The 21993-nt window shown below is 74.1% G+C and carries 20 protein-coding genes; 8 read left to right on the plus strand and 12 right to left on the minus strand.

Annotated features, from left to right (window positions below; all coding sequences use genetic code 11):
- Window positions 1–74: 74 nt before the first annotated feature.
- Complete coding sequence (locus ACZ6AQ_RS20410) at window positions 75–1409, plus strand: UDP-glucose dehydrogenase family protein (RefSeq protein WP_468761070.1); 1335 nt, start codon at window positions 75–77, stop codon at window positions 1407–1409.
- Window positions 1410–1580: 171 nt separating this feature from the next.
- Complete coding sequence (locus ACZ6AQ_RS20415; RefSeq protein WP_468761072.1) at window positions 1581–1958, plus strand: VOC family protein; 378 nt, start codon at window positions 1581–1583, stop codon at window positions 1956–1958.
- A gap of 65 nt (window positions 1959–2023) precedes the next feature.
- Here ACZ6AQ_RS20415 and ACZ6AQ_RS20420 read toward each other — a convergent pair whose 3' ends face one another.
- Genes ACZ6AQ_RS20420 through ACZ6AQ_RS20430 form a run of 3 tightly spaced genes read right to left on the minus strand, consistent with a single transcriptional unit; the run spans window position 2024 to window position 4865 of the window.
- Window positions 2024–3226: a dipeptidase gene (locus ACZ6AQ_RS20420; RefSeq protein WP_468761073.1), complete on the minus strand. Its 1203-nt coding sequence runs from the start codon at window positions 3224–3226 to the stop codon at window positions 2024–2026.
- Window positions 3223–3750, minus strand: a complete 528-nt coding sequence (gene purE, locus ACZ6AQ_RS20425; protein WP_388692820.1) for a 5-(carboxyamino)imidazole ribonucleotide mutase — start codon at window positions 3748–3750, stop codon at window positions 3223–3225. The genes ACZ6AQ_RS20420 and purE overlap by 4 nt, the downstream gene beginning before the upstream one ends.
- Entirely contained in the window at window positions 3747–4865 is a 1119-nt protein-coding gene (locus ACZ6AQ_RS20430) for a 5-(carboxyamino)imidazole ribonucleotide synthase (RefSeq protein ID WP_468761492.1), read from the minus strand. The genes purE and ACZ6AQ_RS20430 overlap by 4 nt, the downstream gene beginning before the upstream one ends.
- A gap of 268 nt (window positions 4866–5133) precedes the next feature.
- On the opposite strand from ACZ6AQ_RS20430, the gene ACZ6AQ_RS20435 reads away from it, so the two are divergent.
- Window positions 5134–5649, plus strand: coding sequence for a GtrA family protein (locus tag ACZ6AQ_RS20435; protein WP_388692818.1), 516 nt, complete (start codon window positions 5134–5136; stop codon window positions 5647–5649).
- 52 nt (window positions 5650–5701) lie between these two features.
- Here the strand turns inward: ACZ6AQ_RS20435 and ACZ6AQ_RS20440 are convergent, their stop codons facing one another.
- Window positions 5702–6979 (minus strand): ATP-binding protein, encoded by a 1278-nt coding sequence (locus ACZ6AQ_RS20440; RefSeq protein WP_468761075.1) that lies wholly within the window; start codon window positions 6977–6979, stop codon window positions 5702–5704.
- Between the two features lie 23 nt (window positions 6980–7002).
- Window positions 7003–7680: a response regulator transcription factor gene (locus ACZ6AQ_RS20445; RefSeq protein ID WP_388692815.1), complete on the minus strand. Its 678-nt coding sequence runs from the start codon at window positions 7678–7680 to the stop codon at window positions 7003–7005.
- A gap of 424 nt (window positions 7681–8104) precedes the next feature.
- On the opposite strand from ACZ6AQ_RS20445, the gene ACZ6AQ_RS20450 reads away from it, so the two are divergent.
- Window positions 8105–9625 (plus strand): peptide MFS transporter, encoded by a 1521-nt coding sequence (locus ACZ6AQ_RS20450; RefSeq protein ID WP_468761077.1) that lies wholly within the window; start codon window positions 8105–8107, stop codon window positions 9623–9625.
- 102 nt (window positions 9626–9727) lie between these two features.
- Here ACZ6AQ_RS20450 and ACZ6AQ_RS20455 read toward each other — a convergent pair whose 3' ends face one another.
- Window positions 9728–10156: an ATP-binding protein gene (locus tag ACZ6AQ_RS20455; protein ID WP_388692811.1), complete on the minus strand. Its 429-nt coding sequence runs from the start codon at window positions 10154–10156 to the stop codon at window positions 9728–9730.
- Window positions 10157–10277: 121 nt separating this feature from the next.
- Window positions 10278–10646 carry an STAS domain-containing protein gene (locus tag ACZ6AQ_RS20460; protein WP_468761079.1) on the minus strand — a complete coding sequence of 123 codons (369 nt, stop codon included), beginning with the start codon at window positions 10644–10646 and terminating at the stop codon, window positions 10278–10280.
- A 220-nt stretch (window positions 10647–10866) separates the two neighbouring features.
- Here ACZ6AQ_RS20460 and ACZ6AQ_RS20465 point away from each other — a divergent pair, with 220 nt between their 5' ends.
- From ACZ6AQ_RS20465 to ACZ6AQ_RS20475, 3 genes are all read left to right on the plus strand, one after another.
- Window positions 10867–11766 (plus strand): RNA polymerase sigma factor SigF, encoded by a 900-nt coding sequence (locus ACZ6AQ_RS20465; RefSeq protein ID WP_468761081.1) that lies wholly within the window; start codon window positions 10867–10869, stop codon window positions 11764–11766.
- Between the two features lie 178 nt (window positions 11767–11944).
- The gene (locus ACZ6AQ_RS20470) at window positions 11945–13135 is read left to right on the plus strand and encodes a DegT/DnrJ/EryC1/StrS family aminotransferase (RefSeq protein WP_468761083.1); all 1191 of its coding nucleotides are present in this window, start codon (window positions 11945–11947) and stop codon (window positions 13133–13135) included.
- Window positions 13132–15300, plus strand: a complete 2169-nt coding sequence (locus tag ACZ6AQ_RS20475) for a lipopolysaccharide biosynthesis protein (RefSeq protein ID WP_468761085.1) — start codon at window positions 13132–13134, stop codon at window positions 15298–15300. The genes ACZ6AQ_RS20470 and ACZ6AQ_RS20475 overlap by 4 nt, the downstream gene beginning before the upstream one ends.
- 42 nt (window positions 15301–15342) lie before the next feature.
- On the opposite strand, the gene ACZ6AQ_RS20480 is transcribed toward ACZ6AQ_RS20475, so the two are convergent.
- The 5 genes from ACZ6AQ_RS20480 to ACZ6AQ_RS20500 form a co-directional block, all read right to left on the minus strand.
- Window positions 15343–15795: a hypothetical protein gene (locus ACZ6AQ_RS20480; RefSeq protein ID WP_468761086.1), complete on the minus strand. Its 453-nt coding sequence runs from the start codon at window positions 15793–15795 to the stop codon at window positions 15343–15345.
- 55 nt (window positions 15796–15850) lie between these two features.
- Window positions 15851–17707 (minus strand): hypothetical protein, encoded by a 1857-nt coding sequence (locus tag ACZ6AQ_RS20485; protein WP_468761088.1) that lies wholly within the window; start codon window positions 17705–17707, stop codon window positions 15851–15853.
- Between the two features lie 197 nt (window positions 17708–17904).
- Complete coding sequence (locus ACZ6AQ_RS20490; RefSeq protein ID WP_468761494.1) at window positions 17905–18660, minus strand: polysaccharide deacetylase family protein; 756 nt, start codon at window positions 18658–18660, stop codon at window positions 17905–17907.
- 92 nt (window positions 18661–18752) lie between these two features.
- Window positions 18753–20117 (minus strand): glycosyltransferase family 2 protein, encoded by a 1365-nt coding sequence (locus ACZ6AQ_RS20495; RefSeq protein ID WP_468761090.1) that lies wholly within the window; start codon window positions 20115–20117, stop codon window positions 18753–18755.
- A gap of 175 nt (window positions 20118–20292) precedes the next feature.
- Window positions 20293–21369 (minus strand): GNAT family N-acetyltransferase, encoded by a 1077-nt coding sequence (locus ACZ6AQ_RS20500; RefSeq protein ID WP_468761092.1) that lies wholly within the window; start codon window positions 21367–21369, stop codon window positions 20293–20295.
- A gap of 252 nt (window positions 21370–21621) precedes the next feature.
- Between ACZ6AQ_RS20500 and ACZ6AQ_RS20505 the strand changes: the two genes are divergently transcribed.
- Window positions 21622–21972, plus strand: coding sequence for a VOC family protein (locus ACZ6AQ_RS20505; protein WP_468761094.1), 351 nt, complete (start codon window positions 21622–21624; stop codon window positions 21970–21972).
- The last annotated feature ends 21 nt before the right edge of the window (window positions 21973–21993 follow it).

A 21993-nucleotide genomic window follows, 5' to 3' on the forward strand; every position in this document is an offset into this window, starting at 1 on the left:
GCCGTGCCCGAGCCCCCGACCAGGGCGGGACTATGCTCGGGCAGGCATTCCGCCCGACACCACTGGAGTACCGCATGGCCCTCAGGATCACCGTGATCGGCACCGGCTACCTCGGCGCCACCCATGCCGCGGCCATGGCGGAGCTGGGCTTCGAGGTGCTCGGGCTCGACGTCGTGCCCGAGAAGATCGAGATGCTGTCCGCCGGACGGGTCCCCATGTACGAACCGGGGCTCGAGGACCTGCTGGCCAGGCACGTGGCCGGGGTCGAGGGGTCGAGCGGGCGGCTGCGGTTCACCACCTCCTGGGAGGAGGTCGGTGCCTTCGGCGACGTGCACTTCGTCTGCGTGAACACCCCGCAGAAGCACGGCGAGTACGCCTGCGACATGAGCCACGTGGACGCCGCCTTCGCCTCCCTCTCCGGGGTCGTGCGCGAAGGGGCCCTGGTGGTCGGCAAGTCGACCGTGCCGGTGGGTTCGGCCGAGCGGCTCGCGACCCTGCTCCCGGAGGGCGTGGAGCTGGCCTGGAACCCGGAGTTCCTGCGGGAGGGCTTCGCCGTCGACGACACCCTGCACCCGGACCGGATCGTGATCGGCGTGCGCGGCGGGGAGACCGGCCGGGCCGAGAAGCTGCTGCGCGAGGTGTACGCGGTGCCGGTCGGGGAGGGCTCGCCGTTCGTGGTGACCGACTTCCCGACGGCCGAGCTGGTGAAGACGGCCGCGAACTCCTTCCTCGCGACGAAGATCTCCTTCATCAACGCGATGGCGGAGGTCTGCGAGGCGGCGGGCGGCGACGTCGCCAAGCTGGCGGAGGCGCTGGGCCACGACGACCGGATCGGCGCGAAGTTCCTGCGGGCCGGCATCGGCTTCGGCGGCGGCTGCCTGCCGAAGGACATCCGGGCGTTCATGGCGCGGGCGGGCGAGCTGGGCGCCGACCAGGCGCTGACCTTCCTGCGCGAGATCGACTCGATCAACATGCGGCGGCGCGGCCAGATGGTGGAGATGGCCCGCGAGGCCCTGGGCGGGAACTCCTTCCTGGGCCGCCGGGTGGCCGTCCTGGGCGCCACCTTCAAGCCGGACTCGGACGACGTGCGCGACTCCCCCGCCCTCAACGTCGCCGGGCAGATACACCTCCAGGGCGGCCAGGTCACCGTCTACGACCCGAAGGGCATGGAGAACGCCCGCCGCGTCTTCCCGACGCTGGGGTACGCGGACTCCGCCCTGGAGGCCGTGCGCGGCGCCGACGTGGTGCTGCACCTGACGGAGTGGCGCGAGTTCCGCGACCTCGACCCGGCGGAGCTGGCCGCGGCGGTCTCGACCCCGACCGTCCTGGACGGCCGCAACGCGCTGGACGCGGAGCGCTGGCGGGCGGCCGGGTGGACGTACCGGGCGATGGGGCGGCCGCGGGCGTAGGACCCGGGGGCGCCTCCCCGAGGGGCGGACGGGCGGCGCCCGGACCCGGACCGCCTTGCCGCGCCGCGACGCGGGGAGGACCGGACCGCCTTGCCGCGCCGCGACGCGGGTAGGAGGGGACGGCGGGGGCGTCCGGTCCCCGCGGAGGAGTCCACGCGAAAGAGGAGTGCCATGCCCGTCGCCACCCTGCGGTCCGTCGTCCTGGACTGTCCCGACCCGATGTCCCTCGCGACCTTCTACGCCGGAATCCTCGGCGGCTCCCCGCACCCGTCCGAGGACTCGGAGGAGGGGGACTCCTGGGTGGTGCTCTCCGGGCACGACGGCACGCGGCTCGCCTTCCAGGAGGTCGCCGGGTACGTCGCGCCCCGCTGGCCCGAGGAGGAGGGCGGGCAGCAGTTCCACCTCGACCTGACCGTGGACGACCTCGACCGGGGCGAGGAGCGGGTGCTCGCGCTCGGCGCCAAGCTCCTGGACGCGGGCGGGCCCGGCCGTGACTTCCGCGTGTACGCCGACCCGGTCGGCCACCCGTTCTGCCTCTGCGTCGGCTGAGGACCCCGTGAGACGCCCGTGGCCCCTCTTCCCGGCCGGGAAGAGGGGCCACGGGCGTCCTCGCGTCAGGCCGCCGTGCCGTCCAGCGACTCGATCGTCGCGTTCGACGGGGCCGTACGGTTCCTCAGGTCGCGGGAGACGTCCTCCGCGTCGCGCAGGACGCGGACCGCGTTGGACCAGGTCAGCTTCGCCAGGTCCCCGTGCGACCAGCCCCGGTGGAGGAGTTCCGCGATCAGGTTCGGGTAGCCGGCGACGTCGTCCAGGCCGGACGGGGTGAAGGCCGTGCCGTCGTAGTCGCCGCCGATGCCGACGTGGTCGATCCCGGCCGCCTCGCGCATGTGGTCGAGGTGGTCGGCGACCGTGGCGGCGGTGGCGACCGGCCGCGGGTTCGCCTCCTCGAAGGCGCGGTGCAGCCTCATCGCCTCCGCCGTGGTGTCGAGGTGGTGGAGGCCGTGTGCCCGCAGGTTCTCGTCCGCCCGGGCCGTCCACTCGACGGCGGCGGGGAGGATGAACTTGGGCACGAAGGTGGCCATCGCGACGCCGCCGTTGGCGGGCAGCCGCTCCAGGACGTCGTCCGGGACGTTGCGCGGGTGGTCGCAGACCGCGCGGGCCGAGGAGTGCGAGAAGATCACCGGCGCCGCCGTGGCGTCGAGGGCGTCCCGCATGGTCGTCGCGGCCACGTGCGAGAGGTCCACCAGCATGCCGGAACGGTTCATCTCGCGGACGACCCGCCGGCCGAAGGCGGAGAGGCCGCCGACGCCCGGCTCGTCGGTCGCCGAGTCCGCCCAGGCGTTGTTGTCGTTGTGCGTGAGCGTCATGTAGCGCACGCCCAGGGCGTACAGCGCGCGCAGGGTGGCGAGGGAGTCGTTGATCGAGTGGCCGCCCTCGGCGCCCTTGAGGGAGGCGATGCGGCCCTGCTTCCGGGCCGCCTCCATGTCGTCGGCGGTCAGGGCGGGCGCGAGGTCCGCCGCGTACCGCTCCAGGAGCTGGTCGACCACGTCGATCTGCTCCAGGGTGGCGCTGACCGCGTCGTCCCCGGCCAGCTCGCAGGGCACGTACACCGACCAGAACTGGGCGCCGACGCCGCCCGCCCGCAGCCGGGCGAGGTCGGTGTGGAGCGAGGCGCTCTGGTCGGCCGCGATGTCCATGCGGTCCAGGTCGTAGCGCACGTGCTTCCGCAGGGCCCACGGCAGGTCGTTGTGGCCGTCCGCGACCGGGTGGGCCGCCAGCAGCTCCCGGGCCTCCGCCAGGCGGTCGGCGGCGGTCACCGGGCGAAGCCGAAGGACTCGGCGCCCTCGACCCTGGCGCGCAGCCGCTTGCCCTTCTCGGTGGCCTGGTCGTTCAGCTCCCGCTGGAAGCCGCGCATCCGGTCGAGCAGGGCCGGGTCGTGGGCGGCGAGGATCCGGGCCGCGAGCAGGCCCGCGTTGCGGGCGCCGCCGACGGAGACCGTGGCGACCGGGACGCCGGCCGGCATCTGCACGATGGAGAGGAGCGAGTCCATGCCGTCGAGGTACTTCAGCGGCACCGGCACGCCGATGACGGGCAGCGGGGTGACGGAGGCGAGCATGCCGGGCAGGTGGGCGGCGCCGCCCGCGCCCGCGACGATCGCCTTGAGCCCGCGCCCGGCGGCCTCCTCGCCGTACGCGATCATCTCGCGCGGCATGCGGTGCGCGGAGACGACGTCGACCTCGTACGGGATCTCGAACTCGTCCAGGGCCTGGGCGGCGGCCTCCATGACGGGCCAGTCGGAGTCCGAGCCCATGACGATGCCGACGACGGGACTGGTGCTCATTCGGTGATCGTTCCTCGCAGGTAGCCGGCGGCGTGGCGGGCGCGCTCCAGCACGTCCTCCAGGTCGTCGCCGTAGGTGTTGACGTGGCCCACCTTGCGGCCGGGCTTCACGTCCTTGCCGTACATGTGGATCTTGAGCTGCGGGTCCCGGGCCATGCAGTGCAGGTACGCGGCGTACATGTCCGGGTAGTCGCCGCCCAGCACGTTGCACATCACGGTCCACCGCGCGCGGGGGCGCGGGTCGCCGAGGGGCAGGTCGAGGACCGCCCGGACGTGGTTGGCGAACTGCGAGGTGATCGCGCCGTCCTGGGTCCAGTGGCCGGAGTTGTGCGGGCGCATCGCCAGCTCGTTGACGAGGATCCGGCCGTCCGTGGTCTCGAACAGCTCCACGGCGAGGTGGCCGACGACCCCCAGCTCCCGGGCGATCCGCAGCGCCAGCTCCTGCGCCTGCCCGGACAGCTCCTCGGACAGGCCGGGAGCGGGCGCGATCACGGTGTCGCAGACGCCGTCGACCTGGCGGGACTCGACCACCGGGTAGGCGACGGCCTGGCCGTGCGGGGAGCGGACGATGTTCGCCGCCAGCTCGCGCGCGAAGTCGACCTTCTCCTCCGCGAGGACCGGAACGCCCGCGAGGAACGGATCGCGGGCGTCCTCGGGCGAACGCACGAACCAGACGCCCTTGCCGTCGTAGCCGCCGCGCACGGTCTTGAGGATGATCGGGAAGCCCCCGACCTCGGCCGCGAACGCCGCCGCGTCCGCCGCGTCCGCGACGATGCGGTGGCGCGGGCTCGGCACGCCGATCGCGTCGAGCCGGGCGCGCATCACACCCTTGTCCTGGGCGTGCACCAGCGCGTCGGGCCCCGGCCGGACGGGGATGCCGTCCGCCTCCAGGGCCCGCAGGTGTTCGGTGGGGACGTGCTCGTGATCGAAGGTGATCACGTCGCATCCACGCGCGAAGTCACGCAGCGTGTCCAGGTCGCGATAATCGCCGACGACGACCTCGCTCACCACCTGGGCCGCCGAGTCCTGCGGGGTGTCACTGAGGAGCTTGAACCTGATGCCGAGGGGGATGCCCGCCTCGTGGGTCATACGGGCGAGCTGACCGCCACCGACCATGCCGACTACCGGAAACGTCACCCTCTTAGGGTATCCGCACCACCGCGGAGCACGCGTCCGGCTGTGGTTTGGCACAAGGAGGCCCCTGCGGAACCGTGCGGGAGCCCGTACGGAGCGGCCGGAGGGGGCCCGAGGGCGGGGGGCCCGGCCGGGTCCGGGTCGGGCCGGGGTTCCCGAGGCGCACCGGCACGTGCCGGGGGCCCTGGTTAGCATGGACTGGTTGACGTCACCCGGACGTCATCCGGACGGACGGGACAGAGCCATCACCATGAGTGAACCCGGCGCGCTGCGCACGCGACTCGACCGGCTCTTCCGCGAGGTCGCCAAGTTCGGGGCCGTGGGGGCGATCGGGGTCCTGGTCGACCTCGGGGTGTTCAACCTCGTGCGCCACTTCTCGGACCTGCAGGTCGTGCGGGCGAGCGTCGTCGCCACCGTCGTCGCGATCGCGTTCAACTACGTCGGCTTCCGGTACTTCACCTACAAGGACCGGGACAAGAGCCGCCGCACCAAGGAGATGACGCTCTTCCTCGTCTTCAGCCTGGTCGGCCTGGTGATCCAGAACGGCCTGCTGTACACGGCGACGTACGGCTTCGGCTGGGACTCGCCCCTGCAGAGCAACTTCTTCAAGTTCTTCGGGATCGCGGTCGCGACCCTGTTCCGCTTCTGGTCGTACCGCACGTGGGTCTTCCGCGCCCTGCCCGCGAAGGAGGCGGTCCAGACCGCCGAATCGTTCCTGGAGCAGACTCCGCGCCAGGCGACCCGCCGCCAGCCCGACCGCGTCTGAGCGGCCGGGCCGCCCGGCGACCGCGTGGGGCGCTCCCCGGCCGCCCGGCCCTTCACCGTACGGGGCGCTCCGGCGGCTCCTGCGCCTCCGAGACGCCCCTGACCTCCCGGCCCAGGAAGAGCGCGAAGACCGGCGGCTGCTGCTGGAGGAGCTCCAGGCGCCCGCCGTCCGCCTCCGCGAGGTCGCGGGCGACCGCCAGGCCGATGCCGGTGGAGCTGCGGCCGCTGACCGCCCGCTCGAAGATCCGCGCGCCGAGGTCGGCCGGGACGCCCGGTCCCTCGTCGGTGACCTCGATCACCGACTGGTTGCCCGTGACCCGGGTCCGCAGGGCGACCGTGCCGCCGCCGTGCATGAGCGAGTTCTCGATCAGGGCCGCGAGGACCTGGGCGACCGCGCCCGGGGTGCCCACGGCCCGCATCCCCTGCTTGCCGGAGCGCACGATGGCCCGTCCGGCGCTGCGGTAGGCCGGCCGCCACTCCTCGATCTGCTGCTTGACGACCTCGTCCAGGTCGAAGGCGACGGCGGAGCCGGTCCGGGGGTCGCGGGAGTTGGTGAGCAGCCGCTCCACGACGTCGGTGAGCCGCTCGACCTGGGTGAGCGCGATCGTCGCCTCCTCCTTGACCGTGTCGAGGTCGTCGGCGAGGGCGACCTCCTCCAGGCGCATGGAGAGCGCGGTGAGGGGCGTACGGAGCTGGTGGGAGGCGTCGGCGGCGAGCCGGCGTTCGGCGGTGAGCATCCGGGCGATCCGTTCGGCGGAGGCGTCGAGGACGTCCGCGACCCGGTCCAGTTCGGGCACCCCGTACCGCTTGTGCCGGGGGCGCTGGTCGCCGGAGCCCAGGCGTTCGGCGGTCTCCGCGAGGTCCGTGAGCGGCGAGGCCAGCCGGTTCGCCTGCCGCACGGCGAGGAGGACGGCGGCGACGACGGCGAGCAGGGCCACCGCGCCGATGATCAGGAGGGTGCGGCCGACCTCGGCGGTGACGGCCGAGCGGGACTCCTCGACGGTCACGGTCTCGCCGCGCTCGCCCTCGGCCGTGCCCCGGATGACCTCGCCCCCGGGCCGCTTCCCGATCTCGATCAGGGCACGGCCGGGGATGCCGATCCGGGCGTACCGCTTGGCGCCGCTCTGCTCGGCCAGGATGTCCGGGTTGACCGGCTCGCCCCCGATGAGGCGGCTGTCCACGATGGAGACGATCCGCAGCGCCTCCGAGTCCACGCTCTCCTGGGCGCTGCCGGCGATCGTGCGGGTCTCCACGATGACGAGGGAGACGCCGAAGACGGCGATGACGACGAGCACCACGGCGAGCGTGGAGTTGATCAGGCGGCGGCGCACGGCGGCTTCTCCGGTTCTCTCCCTCAGCTCTTCTCGAAGCGGAAGCCGACGCCGCGCACGGTGGCGATGTAGCGCGGGTTCGCCGCGTCGTCGCCGAGCTTCTTGCGCAGCCACGAGATGTGCATGTCGAGGGTCTTGGTGGAGGACCACCAGGTGGTGTCCCAGACCTCGCGCATGAGCTGGTCGCGGGTGACGACCCGGCCGGCGTCCCGGACCAGGACCCGGAGCAGGTCGAACTCCTTGGCGGTGAGCTGGAGCTCCTCCTCGCCCATCCAGGCCCGGTGGGACTCGACGTCGATCCGCACGCCGTGGGTGGAGGGGACGGGGGCCGGCTCGGTGGCGCCGCGCCGCAGCAGGGCCCGGACCCGGGCCAGGAGCTCGGCGAGCCGGAAGGGCTTGGTGACGTAGTCGTCGGCGCCCGCGTCGAGCCCGACGACGGTGTCCACCTCGTCGGCGCGCGCGGTGAGGACCAGGATGGGGACCGTGTGCCCCTCGGCGCGCAGCCTCCGGGCGACCTCCAGGCCGTCCATGCCCGGCAGCCCGAGGTCGAGCACGACCAGGTCCACACCGCCCTGGAGTCCGGCCCCGAGGGCGGCCGGGCCGTCCTCGCGGACCTCGACCTCGTACCCCTCTCTCCGCAGGGCGCGGGCCAGCGGCTCCGAGATGGATGCGTCGTCCTCGGCGAGCAGTACACGGGTCATGGGGTGATGGTAGTCCGCGCCGGGGCCGGGCCGGGGGGCGATCCGTACGGCCCGGAGGGGCCCTGGGGATCTTGTGGGCATCTCGCGCGAGACCTTCGAAAGACCACGTACGGTTGCACTTCTGCCTGTGATCCATCTCTCAAGTCCTTCCATATCCGGCACTGTCGTGTCGTATGGTGGCGAGACGTCTGTAGCGGTATACGGGGACCTTTGGCCGGGTTGGCGGGCCGGGTCCTCTTTCTGCGTGAGGCCGGCCCGCCGGTCTCGACGACGGCGAACGACCTGTGGGCCGGGTCCCGGGGCGCGACGACGCGCCCCCCGGGGCGTGGATCCCGGCGGGGTCCCACGACTCCGCCGGTGCCGGCCTCCCCCACCGGGCGCACCCCGCTCACAAGGCGAGCGTCCCGACAGAGCAAGGATCGACATGGCGTCCAGCCTGACGACGTCTTCCACCGGTGCTCCCGGCTACGAGAAGACGTTCCTCGGCCACCCCCGGGGCCTGGCCACCCTCTTCATGACCGAGATGTGGGAGCGCTTCTCCTACTACGGCATGAGGGCCCTCCTGGTCCTGTACCTGGTCTCCGGCGGCGTGGACGCCGCCACGGGCAGCCAGGGCGGCGGCCTCGCGATGACCGCGGCGACGGCGACGGCCATCTACTCCGTCTACGTCTCGATGGTCTACCTCATGGCCATGCCCGGCGGCTGGTTCGGCGACCGCGTCTGGGGTGCCCGGAAGACGGTCACGATCGCGGCCTCCGTGATCATGCTCGGCCACCTCTCGCTGGCCCTGCCCGGCCAGGCGATGTTCTTCGTCGGCCTCGCGCTCGTCGCGGTCGGCTCCGGCCTGCTGAAGGCCAACATCTCGACGATGGTCGGCCACCTCTACAAGGGCGCGGACGACCCGCGCCGCGACGGCGGCTTCACGCTCTTCTACGTCGGCATCAACCTGGGCGCGTTCTTCGCCCCGCTGGTCATCGGCACCGTCGGCGAGAAGGTCAACTGGCACCTGGGCTTCGCCCTCGCCGCCGTCGGCATGGGTCTCGGCCTGGCCGTCTTCCTCTGCTTCGGCAAGACGCTGAACCCGAAGAGCAGCGAGGTCCCGAACCCGCTGTCCGCCGAGGAGCGCAAGGCCGTCCTCACCAAGGCCGCCGTCGTCGTCGCCGTGGCCGCCGTGTTCTACGGCGCCGTGGTCGCCCTCGGCATGTACACCCTGAACTGGGCGATGGTCCCGATCACCCTCGCGGGCCTGATCATCCCGGTCGCCGTCCTGGCGCGCATCAAGCGCGACAAGGACCTGAGCGCCGGCGAGCAGTCCCGGGTGACCGGCTACATCTGGTTCTTCGTCGCCGCGGCCATCTTCTGGATGATCTACGACCAGGGCGGCTCGACGCTGTCCCTGTTCGCCGACGACAAGACCGCCGACACCATCTTCGGCCTCGGTTTCCCCGCCACCTGGTACCAGTCGCTGAACCCGCTGTTCGTCATGGCGCTGGCCCCGGTCTTCGCCTGGCTGTGGCTGTGGCTGGCCCGCAAGAACCAGGAGCCGAACACCATCGTGAAGTTCGCGATGGGCCTCGTCCTGGTCGGCGCGTCCTTCTTCGTCTTCATCGTCCCGATGAACATGGCGGGCGACGGCACCAAGGTCTCCCCGATGTGGCTCGTCTCGATCTACATGATCCAGACCATCGGTGAGCTGTGCCTCTCCCCGGTCGGCCTCTCCGTCACCACGAAGATGGCGCCGCAGAAGTACGCCTCCCAGATGATGGGCGTGTGGTTCCTCGCCGTCACCGCCGGCGACTGCACCACCGGACTGCTGTCGATCGCGGGCGCCGACCTCAACGGCACCGGGATCATCGCGATGGAGGCGGCGATGGCCGTCGTCGCCGGATTCGCGATCTGGATGTACCGCAGGAAGGTCCAGACCCTCATGGGCGACGTCCACTGACGTCACCCGCCGCACACGACGGAGGCCGCCGCACCGATCAGGTGCGGCGGCCTCCGTCGTGTGGTCGTGTCCGGCCGACCGGCCGGGGACCCGGGGGGTTCCTCAGGCGTCCTGGGCCGGGGCCGTCAGTTCGGCCCAGACCGTCTTGCCGGGGGTGCCCGGCGTGCGGTCGATGCCCCAGTCCCGGCAGAGCCGCTGCACGATGAACATGCCGTGTCCGCCCGGCCGGCCGGCCCGGTGCGGGGTGCGCGGGGCGGGCTGTCCGGCGCCCAGGTCGGTGACTTCGAGGCGCAGCACCTCGGGCAGGCGCAGGACGCGCAGCTGCTCGGGCCCCTCGGCGTGCAGGCAGGCGTTGGTGACGAGCTCCGAGACGACCAGGAGGACGTCCTCGGCGGCGGCCCTCCGGTCCGCGGTGGCGGCGGGCAGCCAGCCCCACTCCTGGAGCGCCGTGCGCGTGAAGTCACGGGCGAGCGGCACCGTTCCGCTGGTCCCGCCGAGGGCGAGCGTACGGACGTCGGAAGCTGGGTCCATCAGCGCTTCACCTCACCGATCGACGGGGCAGGGGCAGGAAGTACGGGGGCGCGGGCGGAGCCGGGGGTGGAGGGGTGCGCCGGACCGGGCTCCGCGGGGCGGTACGGCGCACGGCCGGACCTCATTCCGGGAGCGCCGTCTCCAGGGTGTCGTGCACCGTGAAGACGGTGTCCGCGCCCGTGATGTGGAACACCCGGGCCACCGCGGGCCGCATCCCCACCAGGTGGACCTCGCCGCCGACGGCGTCCGCCCGCAGCCGGGCGCCGAGCAGCACGTTGAGTCCGGTGGAGTCGCAGAACTCCAGGCCCGAGCAGTCGACGACGAGCCGTGAGCGGCCCTCGTCCAGCGCCCCGTCCAGGGGGGCGCGCAGGAGTTCGGCGGTGTGGTGGTCGAGTTCGCCCACCGGGGTGAGGAGTTCACTCTCTCCCACGGCCCGCACTTCGACCCGCAACCGCGCGGGCAGTGCGCCGCCGATGTTTTCGCGGTCCATGGCCGTGCCTCTTCTCGCTCTCGCGGATGCCGACTGACGTCCGTCGAACACTACAAGCGGGGTGGCCTCCGATGCACATGCGGCCCATCTCATAGGGGGACAAACGGGATTATTGACACTTGCAACCTCCCCCGTCGAGCAGGTAGGTGTGGAGAAGACACCCGACACGGCCGGCTTGGAGGCGCCGCAAACCGCTGCGAGAAGTACCCGAAGGAGACCCATGTCACCCCGCCTCGGCGCACCGCGCACCCCCGGCGCGCCGTCGACCGCACTGCCCCCCGACCACACCGCCCTTCTTCCCGACGGCCTCGCCGAGCACCTGCTCGACCGGCCCCTCGACCGCATCGGGGCGGTCGACGCGCGCGCCCTGTCGAAGGAGCTCTTCGCCCGGCTCGCGGAGCTCGAGGAGGGCACCCACGCCCACGCGTACGTCCGCAACACCCTCGTCGAGCTGAACCTCGCCCTGGTCCGCTTCGCCGCCGCCCGGTTCGGCACCCGCAGCGAGCCGATGGAGGACATCGTCCAGGTCGGCACCATCGGGCTCATCAAGGCGATCGACCGCTTCGAGCTCTCCCGGGGCGTCGAGTTCCCCACCTTCGCGATGCCGACGATCATCGGCGAGATCAAGCGCTTCTTCCGGGACACCTCCTGGTCCGTGCACGTCCCGCGCAGGCTCCAGGAGCTCCGCCTCGACCTGGCGCGGGCCACGGACGCGCTGTCCCAGCGCCTCGACCGCTCCCCCACGGTCGCCGAGCTCGCCGAGGAGCTGGGCATCCCGCCGGAGGAGGTCGTCGAGGGCATGACCGCGAGCAACGCGTACACCGCCAGCTCGCTCGACGCCCAGCCGTCCGAGGAGGACGGCGGCGGCGGCGAGGCCGCGCTCGCGGACCGGCTCGGCTACGAGGACAACGGCCTGGCCGGCATCGAGTACATCGCCTCCCTCAAGCCGATGATCGCCTCGCTGCCCGCCCGCGAGCGGCGCATCCTCTCCCTCCGCTTCGTCTCGGGCATGACCCAGTCGGAGATCGGCGAGGAGCTGGGCATCTCGCAGATGCACGTCTCCCGGCTGCTCACCCGCACCCTCGCCCGGCTGCGCCAGGGCCTCACTCTGGAGGAATGAGCCCCACTCCCCCGCCCGGGGCGCCAAGATGGCTTCCGGAAGGGCCCGTTCACGGTCTGACGACCCTGGGCGGGCCCTTCCGCGTGACCGGCGCGCGCGATCCGGCCCGTGACCGGGGCCTTGTTGACGCGCCGTCCGGGCTGGGCCACATTGAGCCGGGGTCTCAGGGGGGAATCACATGGTTTCTGCGTACGCGGACCTGGAAGAACGCATGCGCGGCAGACTCGGCGGCAGGGAGTGCCTCTACGTGCCGTCGTGCCGCTTCGGTCTCTACCTGGCGCTGCGCCACTGGTGCGAGCCCGGCGGACGGGTGCTGATGTCGCCGGTCAACGACGACGTGATCTTCTTCGTCGTCCTCGCCGCCGGCCTCCGCCCGGTCCAGGCCCCGCTCGACCCGGGGAACGGCTCCCTCGACGTCCCGGCCGTGCCCGAGTCCGTCTGGCGCGGCCTGTCCGCCGTCCTCACGACCAACCTGTACGGGAACCCCGACCCGGCGCCGGAGCTGCGCGAGCGGTGCGACCTGCTCGGCGTCCCGCTGATCGAGGACGCGGCCCACGCGATCGGCTCCACCGTCGGCGGGCGCCCGGTCGGCACGTACGGCGAGGCGTCCGTCTTCAGTCTCTCCAAGCACGCCCGCGCCGGGACGGGCGGCTTCCTGTCCCTCGCCGACCCGGACCTGCGCGACGAACTGGCCGCCGCCCGCGACGCGTTGCTGCACCCGACCCGTACCACCGCCGAACTCGCCCACCTGGTGCGGCCGTACGCGGAGGCCGCCGTGCGCGGACTGCGCCTGACCGGGGCCGCGCGCGCGGCGCTGCGGGCGTGCGGCCTGGAGGAGCGGGAGGAGATCCGGATGCCGCTCCGCGCCGACGCGCTCGCGCGGGCCCTTCCCGCCGCGCCCGCGCTCGACCCCTTCCACTCCTGGGTCCGCGTCGACCTGCACGACTACCGGCTCCGGCCGGGCTCCGGCAGGCTCCGCCGCACCGCCCGCAGGCTCGCCGGGCTCGACGCCGTCCTCGACGCCCACCGGGCGGGCACCGCCCGCCTCCTGGCCAGCGAGTACGGCTGCGCCGCCGACGCGGAGGCCCAGCCCCTCTTCCGGGTGCCCCTGCTCGTCGAGGACCGGGACGCGGCCGCCGCCGCCCTCGCCCGGCGCCGGATCACCACCGGCTACCTCTACGACCCGCCGCTCGACGCCTACGCGGGCGAACCGTTCACCGACCCCTCCCCCGCGCCCGAGCGGGCCGCGTGGTTCGCCCGGCACGCCCTGCCGGTGGACCCGCGCCGCGCCGACGACGTCCTCGCCGCCCTGCGGGCCGCCGGCCTGCGGCCCGTCCACCCGTCGGCCGCCCTCGGCGGCGCCCGGTGACCGGATCCGTACGGCTGCGCGGGGCGGAGCGGAAAGCGGACGGCGGGGCCCCGGCGGACGCCCGCGCGACGAAGGACGACGGGGACCCCGGCTCCGGCGAGAGCTCCCTGTTCCGCAACGCGTACGCCCTGATGCTCTCCACCGGCGTCTCCGCCGCCCTCGGCCTCGGCTTCTGGCTGGTCGCGGCCCGCCACTACTCCGAGGAGGCCGTCGGCCAGGGCTCAGCCGCCATCGCCGCGCAGCGGATGCTCGCCTCGATCGCGGCGACCACCCTGGCCGGCGCGGTCGTCCGGTACGTCCCCCGGGCCGGCCGGGCCACCGGGCCGCTGGTGCTGCGCCTCTACCTGACCAGCACCGTCGTCGTCGGCCTCGCCTGCGCGCTCTTCCTGCTCACCCTGGACTGGTGGGGCCCCTCGTACGCCCCGCTCGGCACCGTCTCCGCCGGGATCTTCTTCACCGCCTCCTCCATCGGCTGGGCGCTGCTCTCCCTCCAGGACGGCGTGCTCACCGGGCTCAGGCGCGCGATCTGGGTGCCCGTCGGCAACGCGGCCTTCTCGCTCGGCAAGCTGGTCCTGCTCGTCCTCCTGGCCTCCGCCGTGCCGGTGCTCGGCGTCTTCGTCTCCTGGGCGGCGGCGATCGCGCTCTCGGTGGTGCCGCTCGGCTGGCTCATCTTCCGCCGGCTCATCCCCCGGCAGGCCCGCGCCGACCGGGACCGCGAACCGCCGAGCCCGCGCGAGATCGGCCGCTTCGTGGCCGGGGACGCCGTGGGGGCGTTCTTCAGCCTCGTCATGATCAGCCTGCTGCCGATGATGGTCGCCGTCCGTTTCGACGCCGCCCACAACGCCTTCTTCTACACGGCCTACACGGTCGGCGGCACGATGGAGTTCATGGCCATCAACATGGCCTCCTCGCTCACCGCGCACGCCTCGCACAGCCCGGACTCCCTCGCCGAAGGGGTCGGGGGCGCCCTGCGCCGCATGACGCTGCTGCTCGTCCCGGTCGTCCTCGTCCTCGTCCTCCTCGCCCCCCTGATCCTCACCCCCTTCGGCCGGGGCTACGCCGACAACGGCTCCACGGTGCTGCGGCTGCTCGCCGCGGGGGCGCTGCCCCGGGTCGCCGTCGAGCTGTACATCGGCGTGCTGCGCGTCCAGGGACGCACGGGCATGCTCGCCGTGATCCAGGGCTCGATGTGCGTCCTGGTCCTCGGCAGCGCGACCCTCCTCCTCGGCCCGTACGGCATCGACGGCGCCGGATACGCCGTGCTCGGCTCGATGACGGTGATGGCGGCGGTGTGCGTGCCGGGGCTGCGGGCCGTCCTGAAGGACCGCGCGCCGGCCCCGCGGCCCCGGACGGCGGCCCGGACGAAGGCCGGGGACGGGTACGGGGGCGGGCACGGAGACGGGTACGGAGACGGGTACGGCACGCGCTGGGCGCGCGAGAGCGCCTATCTGCGCGGGGCGCACGACGCGGTGACGCCCGCGTTCGGCATTCCCGTCCCCGTTCCCGGGCCCCCGGGCCGTGCGGCGGAGACACGGACGCCACGGTCGGCCCCGGCCGCGGGAACGGGGGCGGGGGCGAGGGCGAGGGCGAGGGCGGAGGGCCCGGAGTGGTGGACGGCCTGGCCGTGGCCGCTGCTCGGCCTGGCGGCCGGGCTCTTCTGGTACCCGCTCGCCCGCTCCCGCGAGCTGGAGGTCGAGGAACTCTCTGGCACCGGGCTGCTCGCCGCGCTGCCGCCCGTCACGCTCGCCGCCGGGCTGCTGTTCGTCGTCCTCCAGGGCGTCGCCGTGGGCCTGCGCGCCTTCCGGCCGGCCTTCGCCTCGGCGGTCCTGCTCGCCACCTTCCTCGCCCTGCACACCGCCCCGCCCCTGCTCGGCCTGCGTCCGGCCGACGCGCGGGGTCCCGGCGCGGTGCTCCTGGGCGAGGGAACGGCGCGGGCCGTCGCCCCGGTCGCGCTCCAGGCGCTGTGCCTGCTGCTCGCGGCCGTGCTGCTGCGGGTCTCCGGGGCGGGCGCGCGGGTCACGGCCGGGGCGGTGTGGGTGCTGGTCTGGGCGGGCTGGGCGGGACAGCACGCCTTCGCCGCCGTCCCGCTCCCGCTCTTCCTCGGCCTGGCCGGGTGCACGATGGCGGCGTGCGCCTTCCGGGGGGCAGCCGGCCGACGGCACTGACGGCGCTGACGGCGGCGCGGGCCGCCCCGGAAAGACGCCCGTTCACCGTCCCCCGCCGGCCCTTCGCCGACGGGGCCGGGGAAACCCCCGCGCGCCGCCGGCCCCGGCCCCGTCCCGTTCGACGGCGCCGCGCGTGGCGGCCGGCAGCGGAACGCCGGGCAGAGCGGCGGTGACGCTCACGAAGAGGGCGAGGACGACGAGGAAGAGCGTCGGGGAGAAGGACTTCGTCAGGAACAGGGTGGTCGCGGTGAGGGTGGCCACGGAGAGGCTGACGGGCGCGGCGAGGGCCAGTGCCTCCAGACGGGCGCCGGGCCGCAGCCCGAGGGGTTGCGGGAGCATCAGCGCGAGGCCCGGCGCGAGGACGACGAAGGCGAGGACGGGTATCCAGCGCAGCGGGGAGCCGCCGGGGAACGCGGTCGCGGCGAGGGCGATCCAGCCGGAAGCCGCGAGGGCGGCTCTGCGCTGGACGCCCGGGGTCGGACGTGGGTGGCTCATGGCGTATCCGCTCCTCGTGCGTGTGGTCTGCGACGGGTCGTGTCCGGAGGGGTGTTCAGCCGCCGGTCGTGGGGCGGTAGCGGAGGACGAGCCCGTACCGGCTCTCCTCCACGACCCCGAACAGCGGGGAGCTCTTGAGCGCCTTCCGGAGGGTGTCGTAACCGCCCTCCGGGAGGTAGCCCTCGCCGAGGACGGCCCTCCCCTGGGTGGGGGTGAGGATCACGTAGGCCGGGCGGCCCCCGGGGATGCCGCCGGCGAGGTAACCGGCCGGGTCCTTCAGCATGCGGAGGTTCTCGTCGACCTCCTGCTCGGTGAAGAACCAGCGTTCGTAGCGGTCGTACCGGTAGTACGAGTCGGTGAAGGCGCCGGTCGCGGCGAGGATCAGCGCTCCCTCGGGCGCCCGGTCGAAGGCACGGCGGGTGAGCGCGACCTCGCCGGGCGGCGCGTAGTGCATGCCTTCCTTGCCGTAGTACGAGGGAAGGAAGCCGGCGAGCATGGCGACGAGGGTGACGGGCAGCGCGACGGCGGCCGTGCGGCGGGCGAGCACGGCGGCGCGGCTCGCGGCACCGGCGGCGGGGACGAGCGCGGCGGCGGCGAAGAAGGCCGCGCCGGGCAGGCCGAAGAGGTAGACGCGGAAGACCATCTCGCCGCCGTAGTCGTTGACGGCGAACATCGGGAGGGGCGCCGCGGTGACGAGCAGCAGCGGCAGGGCGCTGCGGACCAGTGCGCGGCGGAGCAGTACGGCCGTGCCGGCGAGCCCGGCGAGGACGAGGACCATCAGGACGTTGGCGCTGCCGACCAGCTCCGAGCCGGGGCCCGTGGGGTCGCCGGCGAATCCGGGGCGGGAGTTGCCGAGGAGGTCGCCGGCCTTCTCCCGCAGGGTGCCGAGGGTGTCGAGGAAGAGTTCCCGGCCCATGGTCAGGTCCCAGACCAGCATGATCAGGCCGGTGGTGGCGAGGAGCCCGAGGTTGCGGTAGCGGCGGGTGAGGCAGAGGGCGAAGAGGCTCGCGCACAGCATCACGGGGGTGAGCTGATGCGAGACGTTGATGGCGGCGACGATCGGGACGAGGAAGAGGACGGCGACCGCCCGCTGCCGGGTGGTCGTGGGCGGCGGCACGGACCCGGCGGCCGGGTCCAGGGCGGAGCGGTCGCGGAGCACGCCGGCGGAACCGGGCAGGACGAAGTGCCGGACGACGACGGCGAGGACGGCGAGGTACAGCAGGTAGGAGAAGCCCTGCGGTGAGAGGTAGTCCTGGCCGACCCAGTTCGCCAACTGGAAGATCCACACGCCGGTCCACACGAGCCGCCAGTCGTCGCTGAACGTGCGGTAGACAAGGATGAGGACGGGCATGGTGAGCAGACCGAGCACGACCGGGGCCCAGTTGATGAACGAGGCGGCGGCATCGACGCCGAAGGCACGGACGAGGGCCGCGTCGAGGGAGAAGAAGCCGGGCCACTGGTCGTAGGCCGCCATGCCGCCGGAGGGCTCACGCCCGGAAGGGACGGTGCCCTCGGCGAGGAGCCTGCTGATGATCGCGTCGTGCTTGGACGCCCAGGCGTAGCGGACGGTGTCGTAGAGGATCGCGGGCGGCGCCTTGAGGGCGACGAGCATCGCCGCGCCGTAGGTGGCGGGCCACAGGGGCGCGGTGCCGGCACGCCGCAGAGTGATGACGAATCCGCAGGTCAGGACGGCGAGGGCGGCGTAGAAGGCGAGAGGGAAGCGGTCGAGGAGGCCGAACTCCTCGATGTTCCGGAAGTCGATGCGGGGCAGCGCCCACCACCAGAGCGCGGCGGCGAGGACGAGGAGCGCCGGGTTGAGGGCGGCGGGGGAACGGAGCGCGGTGAGGGCGCCGGTCCGGCGGCGGTGGTCCGGGGGGGCTCCGCCGCCCTGTTCCCCGGTTCCGCGCTCCATGGCCTCCCGGCCCCGCGCGGAAGGCCGCGACGGCATACCGTCGCTCCCGGTCACCGGTGTTGATGGCACGTGGTGCTGCACGGCGGCTCTCTCCTCACGGTCCCCTCGGTGAAGCAGAGGAACCCACTTCGGTTACGTACACGCATGCGACACCCTTGATCGGCAAGGGAATCGCTGGTCCCCGCCGGCTCCGTGGCTCAGCCGGCGAACTCGGGTCCCTTCACCAGGGCCCGGCCCCGGCGGTACACGCGCCAGCCGAACGTGGCCGGCGAGTCCGGGTACGGAGCGGTCCTCGCGCCCCGCCCCTCCATCCACCGCTCCACGTCGGCGGCGGTGTGGGTGCGGCGCACGATGAGCCGGGCGACGCGGTAGACCTCGTCGCTCCCGGAGCTCAGCGCGTGCCGCACGGCGACCGCCGAGGCGTACCCGGCCGCCGCGGCGGCCCGCCGGACGGCCGGGCTGTTGTAGCCGTGCGGATAGGCGAGGTGCGCCACCTCGTGCCCGAGGACGTCCTCCAGCTCCGCCTTCGAGTCGCGCAGTTCGCGCCGCAGGGCGCCCGGCGCGAGGGTGTCGAGCTGCGGGTGGGTGACGGTGTGGCCGCCGACCTCCATCCCGTACTCCTCCAGGCGCGGCGCCCGGTCGAGGGTCATCATCGGCGCGGGCGGCAGCAGGCAGGGGCGGCCCGGGACGAGGGCGCCCGTGGTCAGGTAGGCGGTGGCGGGCAGGCCCCGCGCGGCGAGCGCCTCGGCCGTGGGCCCGGCGAGGTCGGCGAAGCCGTCGTCGAAGGTGAGGACGACGGGCCGGGGCGGCAGCGGGGTGCCGTGGGCGAGGTGGCGGGCGAGGGCGCCGGCGGTGACGGCGGTACGGCCGCAGGCGACGACCGCGTCGAGCTGGGAGGCGAACTCCGCCGGGGAGACGGTGAATTCGGCGATCCAGTCCGGCGGGTCCTCCATGACGGCGTGGTACAGGAGGACGGGTATCCGGGCGTGGACGGGGACGGGGGGACCGCCGGGCAGGAGGGCACGGAGGCCGCCGGTGGCGCGCGTCATCGCGGACCCGCCTTCCGCAGCCGGGCCGTGGCGTATCCGATCGGGCCGTAGAGCATGCCGCGTCGCTCCAGTCGGGAGAGGCTTCGGGGCCAGGGGTGGTGGGTGCCGTGCTCGCCGGGGACGCCGCCCCCGGCCCCTCCCCGCCGGGCGGTCACGGCGCGGGCGTGCGCGAGGCCGCGCGGGAGGCGGGCGAGGAGCGCGGGCAGCAGGCGGGGCCGGTGGACCAGGGTCGCGGTGAGGTACGCGGTGAGGCCCGCGCCGTAGCCGTACGCCTGGTTCCGCAGGTCCTGCCAGGTGTCGCGGTGGTGGTGCCAGACGAGGGCCTCGGCGGTGTAGCGGAGGCGGAAGCCGGCGGAGAGGACGGCGACGAAGGCGTACAGGTCGTCGCCGCCCCTCGCGGCGGTCCCGGTGCCGGTGGCGGGGTCGAAGCCCCCGGCGCGGCGCAGGGCCTCGGCGCGGAAGGCCATGTTGGCGCCGGATCCGAAGCCGCCGGCGGTGAACGGGAACAGCGGCTCGTCGGCGGGCGGCCGGGCCGGGTCGTACAGGCGCGGGGCGAAGCCCTTGGCGAACCCGCCGTGCGATTCGAGGAGGACCTGGGCGGGGGTGGCGAGCCGGGCGGGCAGGATCAGGCCGGTGACGCAGCCGAGGCCGGGGTCGGCGGCGAAGGGGCCGGTGAGCGCGGTCAGCCAGCGCGGGTCGGCGATCACGTCGTCGTCGGTGAAGGCGACGATCCCGCTCCGGGAGGCGGCGAGGCCGGTGTTGTGGGCGGCGGCGAGCCCGGGGGCGTCCTCGCGGACGTACCGGACGCGGCCGGCGTACTCCCGGGTCACGAGGTCGTACGTGGCCGTGGTCCGGGGCGCGTTGTCGACGACGACCAGTTCGAAGCCGGGGTGGTCCTGGGCGAGGAGCGAGTCGAGGGCGCGGGCGAGCCGCGCGGGGCGCTCGCGGGTGGCGACGACGACGGAGGCGCGGGGCGGGACGGGCCCTTCGCCCGTACCGGCCCCCGGCTCCGCTCCGGCCCCCGGCCCCGCTCCGGCCCCCGGCCCCGCTCCGGCCTCCGGCCCCCTCCCGGCCTCCGTCCCCGGCCCCGTCCCGGCGAGCCGTTCGGCGTCGGAGAGAGGGACCCGCCGGGCGAGCCGTTCGCGGGCGAGGGCGGCCAGCACGCCGGCGGGGTCCTCGCCGTCCGCGACGGTCCCGACGACGGTGGCGGCGGGCCGCCCCCGGAGCCGTACGAGCGCGTAGACGTTCCCGGGCACGACCGGCGGCCCGCCGGGCGCGGGCCGGAACGACAGGACGGGCCCTTCGGGTGCGGCGAGGTCGATCTCGGCGACGGAGAGGGGACGGGGGACGGAACGGTTCAACGGGGAGGCTCCCGGAGGACGCGCGGGCGAGGGCCGGACGGACGGGGGCGGGACGGGGCGGAAGCGTACGGGCGGGGGGGCGGTCCCCCGGGGACGCGGGGGCGGGAGCGCGCCGGACCGGGGGCGTGCGGAGCGGGGCCGTCCGGCTGCGGGGAGGCGGGTCCTCCGGGCGCGGTCACCGTCCGCCCCGCAGCCGGGCGGCCCCGTTGAGCGCGGCGCGTGCGCGGGCCGCGAGGGCGGGCCGGTCGCGGACGAAGCCGTGGACGCGCCGGGCGGGTTCGCGCCCCAGCCAGTGCAGGGCGGCCCGCGCGCCGGGGACGAGGACGGCCCCCTCGTACACCGTCAGCTCCCCCGTCTTCAGGGCGTCCTTGTACTCGGCGTCGCCGCGCCCCAGGTCGAGCGTCCCGATCCCGGCCTCCGCCGCCGCCTCGGCCATCCGCAGGTGCAGGACGAGGCCGGGCGAGTACTTCGCGAACTCGGGGTCGTACGACGGGAACCAGCAGGACAGCACGGTCGCGGACCGCAGCCCGAAGTGCGCGGCGACCGGCCGTTCCCCCGCGTACAGGACGGAGAGGACGCCGGAGCAGCCGGGCGTGCGCCGCTCGTGGAGGCGGCGGACGAGGGTGGTGATCCACTCCTGGGCGAAGCGGTCGCGGCGGCCGGTCCTGCGGTACTGGGCGGACTTCCACTCCATGAGGGTGCGCAGGGCCGCCGGGTCGCGTTCGTCGAACACGAACCGCGTCCCGCCGTCGGTCCGGCGGGCGAGCCGCCGCTCCTTGGCGAGGGTGGTCCGGAGGAACGTGGGCGACCGGACGCGCAACAGCGCCTCGTAGGCGGCGTACCCCTCGCGGACGTCGATCACGGGGGAGGCGAAGGACTCGGCGGCGGCGGGCCCGAAGACCGGCTGGCCGGCCTCCAGGTTGTCGAACTCCCAGGAGGCGAGGCCGCAGTGGCGCAGCAGGGCGCGGGCGTCGGGTCGCAGGCCGGGCCGGAGGACGGCCCCCTGGCTGTCGGAGACGCCGTACCCGAGGGCGCGCCCCCTCCCCAACGGGCCCTTCTCGTAGGGGAAGAAGCCGACCGGTTCGTCCCCCTCCCACCAGACGGCGACGCGGGAACGGGGCCGCACCCGGGCGACGGCGAGGGCGAACTCCGGTTCCATGAAGGGGTTCCCGGGCGCGCCGGACCCGGCCCGTAACGCCCGCCACGCCTCGATCTCGCGCGCGCCCAGCTCCCCCGGCCGCGCGATTCGCACACGAAAGGCACTCACCCTGCCGACCCCCCGGTCCAACCCCCTGAGTACTGCCAGGACAGGACGGTACCGGTCCGCAACGCCCGGAGACAGGGATACCCGGTCTTTCCGTGACCGGCCCCGGGAGGGACGGGCGGACGGTCCCCGAACCGTGGGGCCCGGCCGAGGAGCCGGAGGGGTTCCCCGCGCATATCGTGGGGGAGATCCAGGTGGTCCACGAGTTCCGCCGAACGTTCCCGTGCCGAGGAGCCCCCGATGAGCGTGCGTCGCGTCGTCCCCAACCTGCGGACCGGGTCCCCCGGCGAGAACCGGGAGTTCTACGGACTCCTCGGCTTCGAGCAGGTCATGGACCACGGCTGGATCGCGACCCTCGCCTCGCCGGCCGTCCCCGCCGCCCAGGTCGGCCTGATGGGCGAGGACCCGACCGCTCCCGTCTCCCCCGACCTGAGCGTGGAGGTGGAGGACGTGGACGCGGTGTACGCGGCGGTGCGGGCGGCGGGCGCGGAGGTCGTGCACCCGCTGACGGACGAGGAGTGGGGCGTCCGGCGCTTCTTCGTGCGGGACCCCGACGGCCGGGTCGTCAACGTGCTCGGCCACCGCGCCTGAGAGGAGCCGCCGCCGGCCGGC

The organism is Streptomyces sp. NPDC041191, from assembly GCF_055591945.1.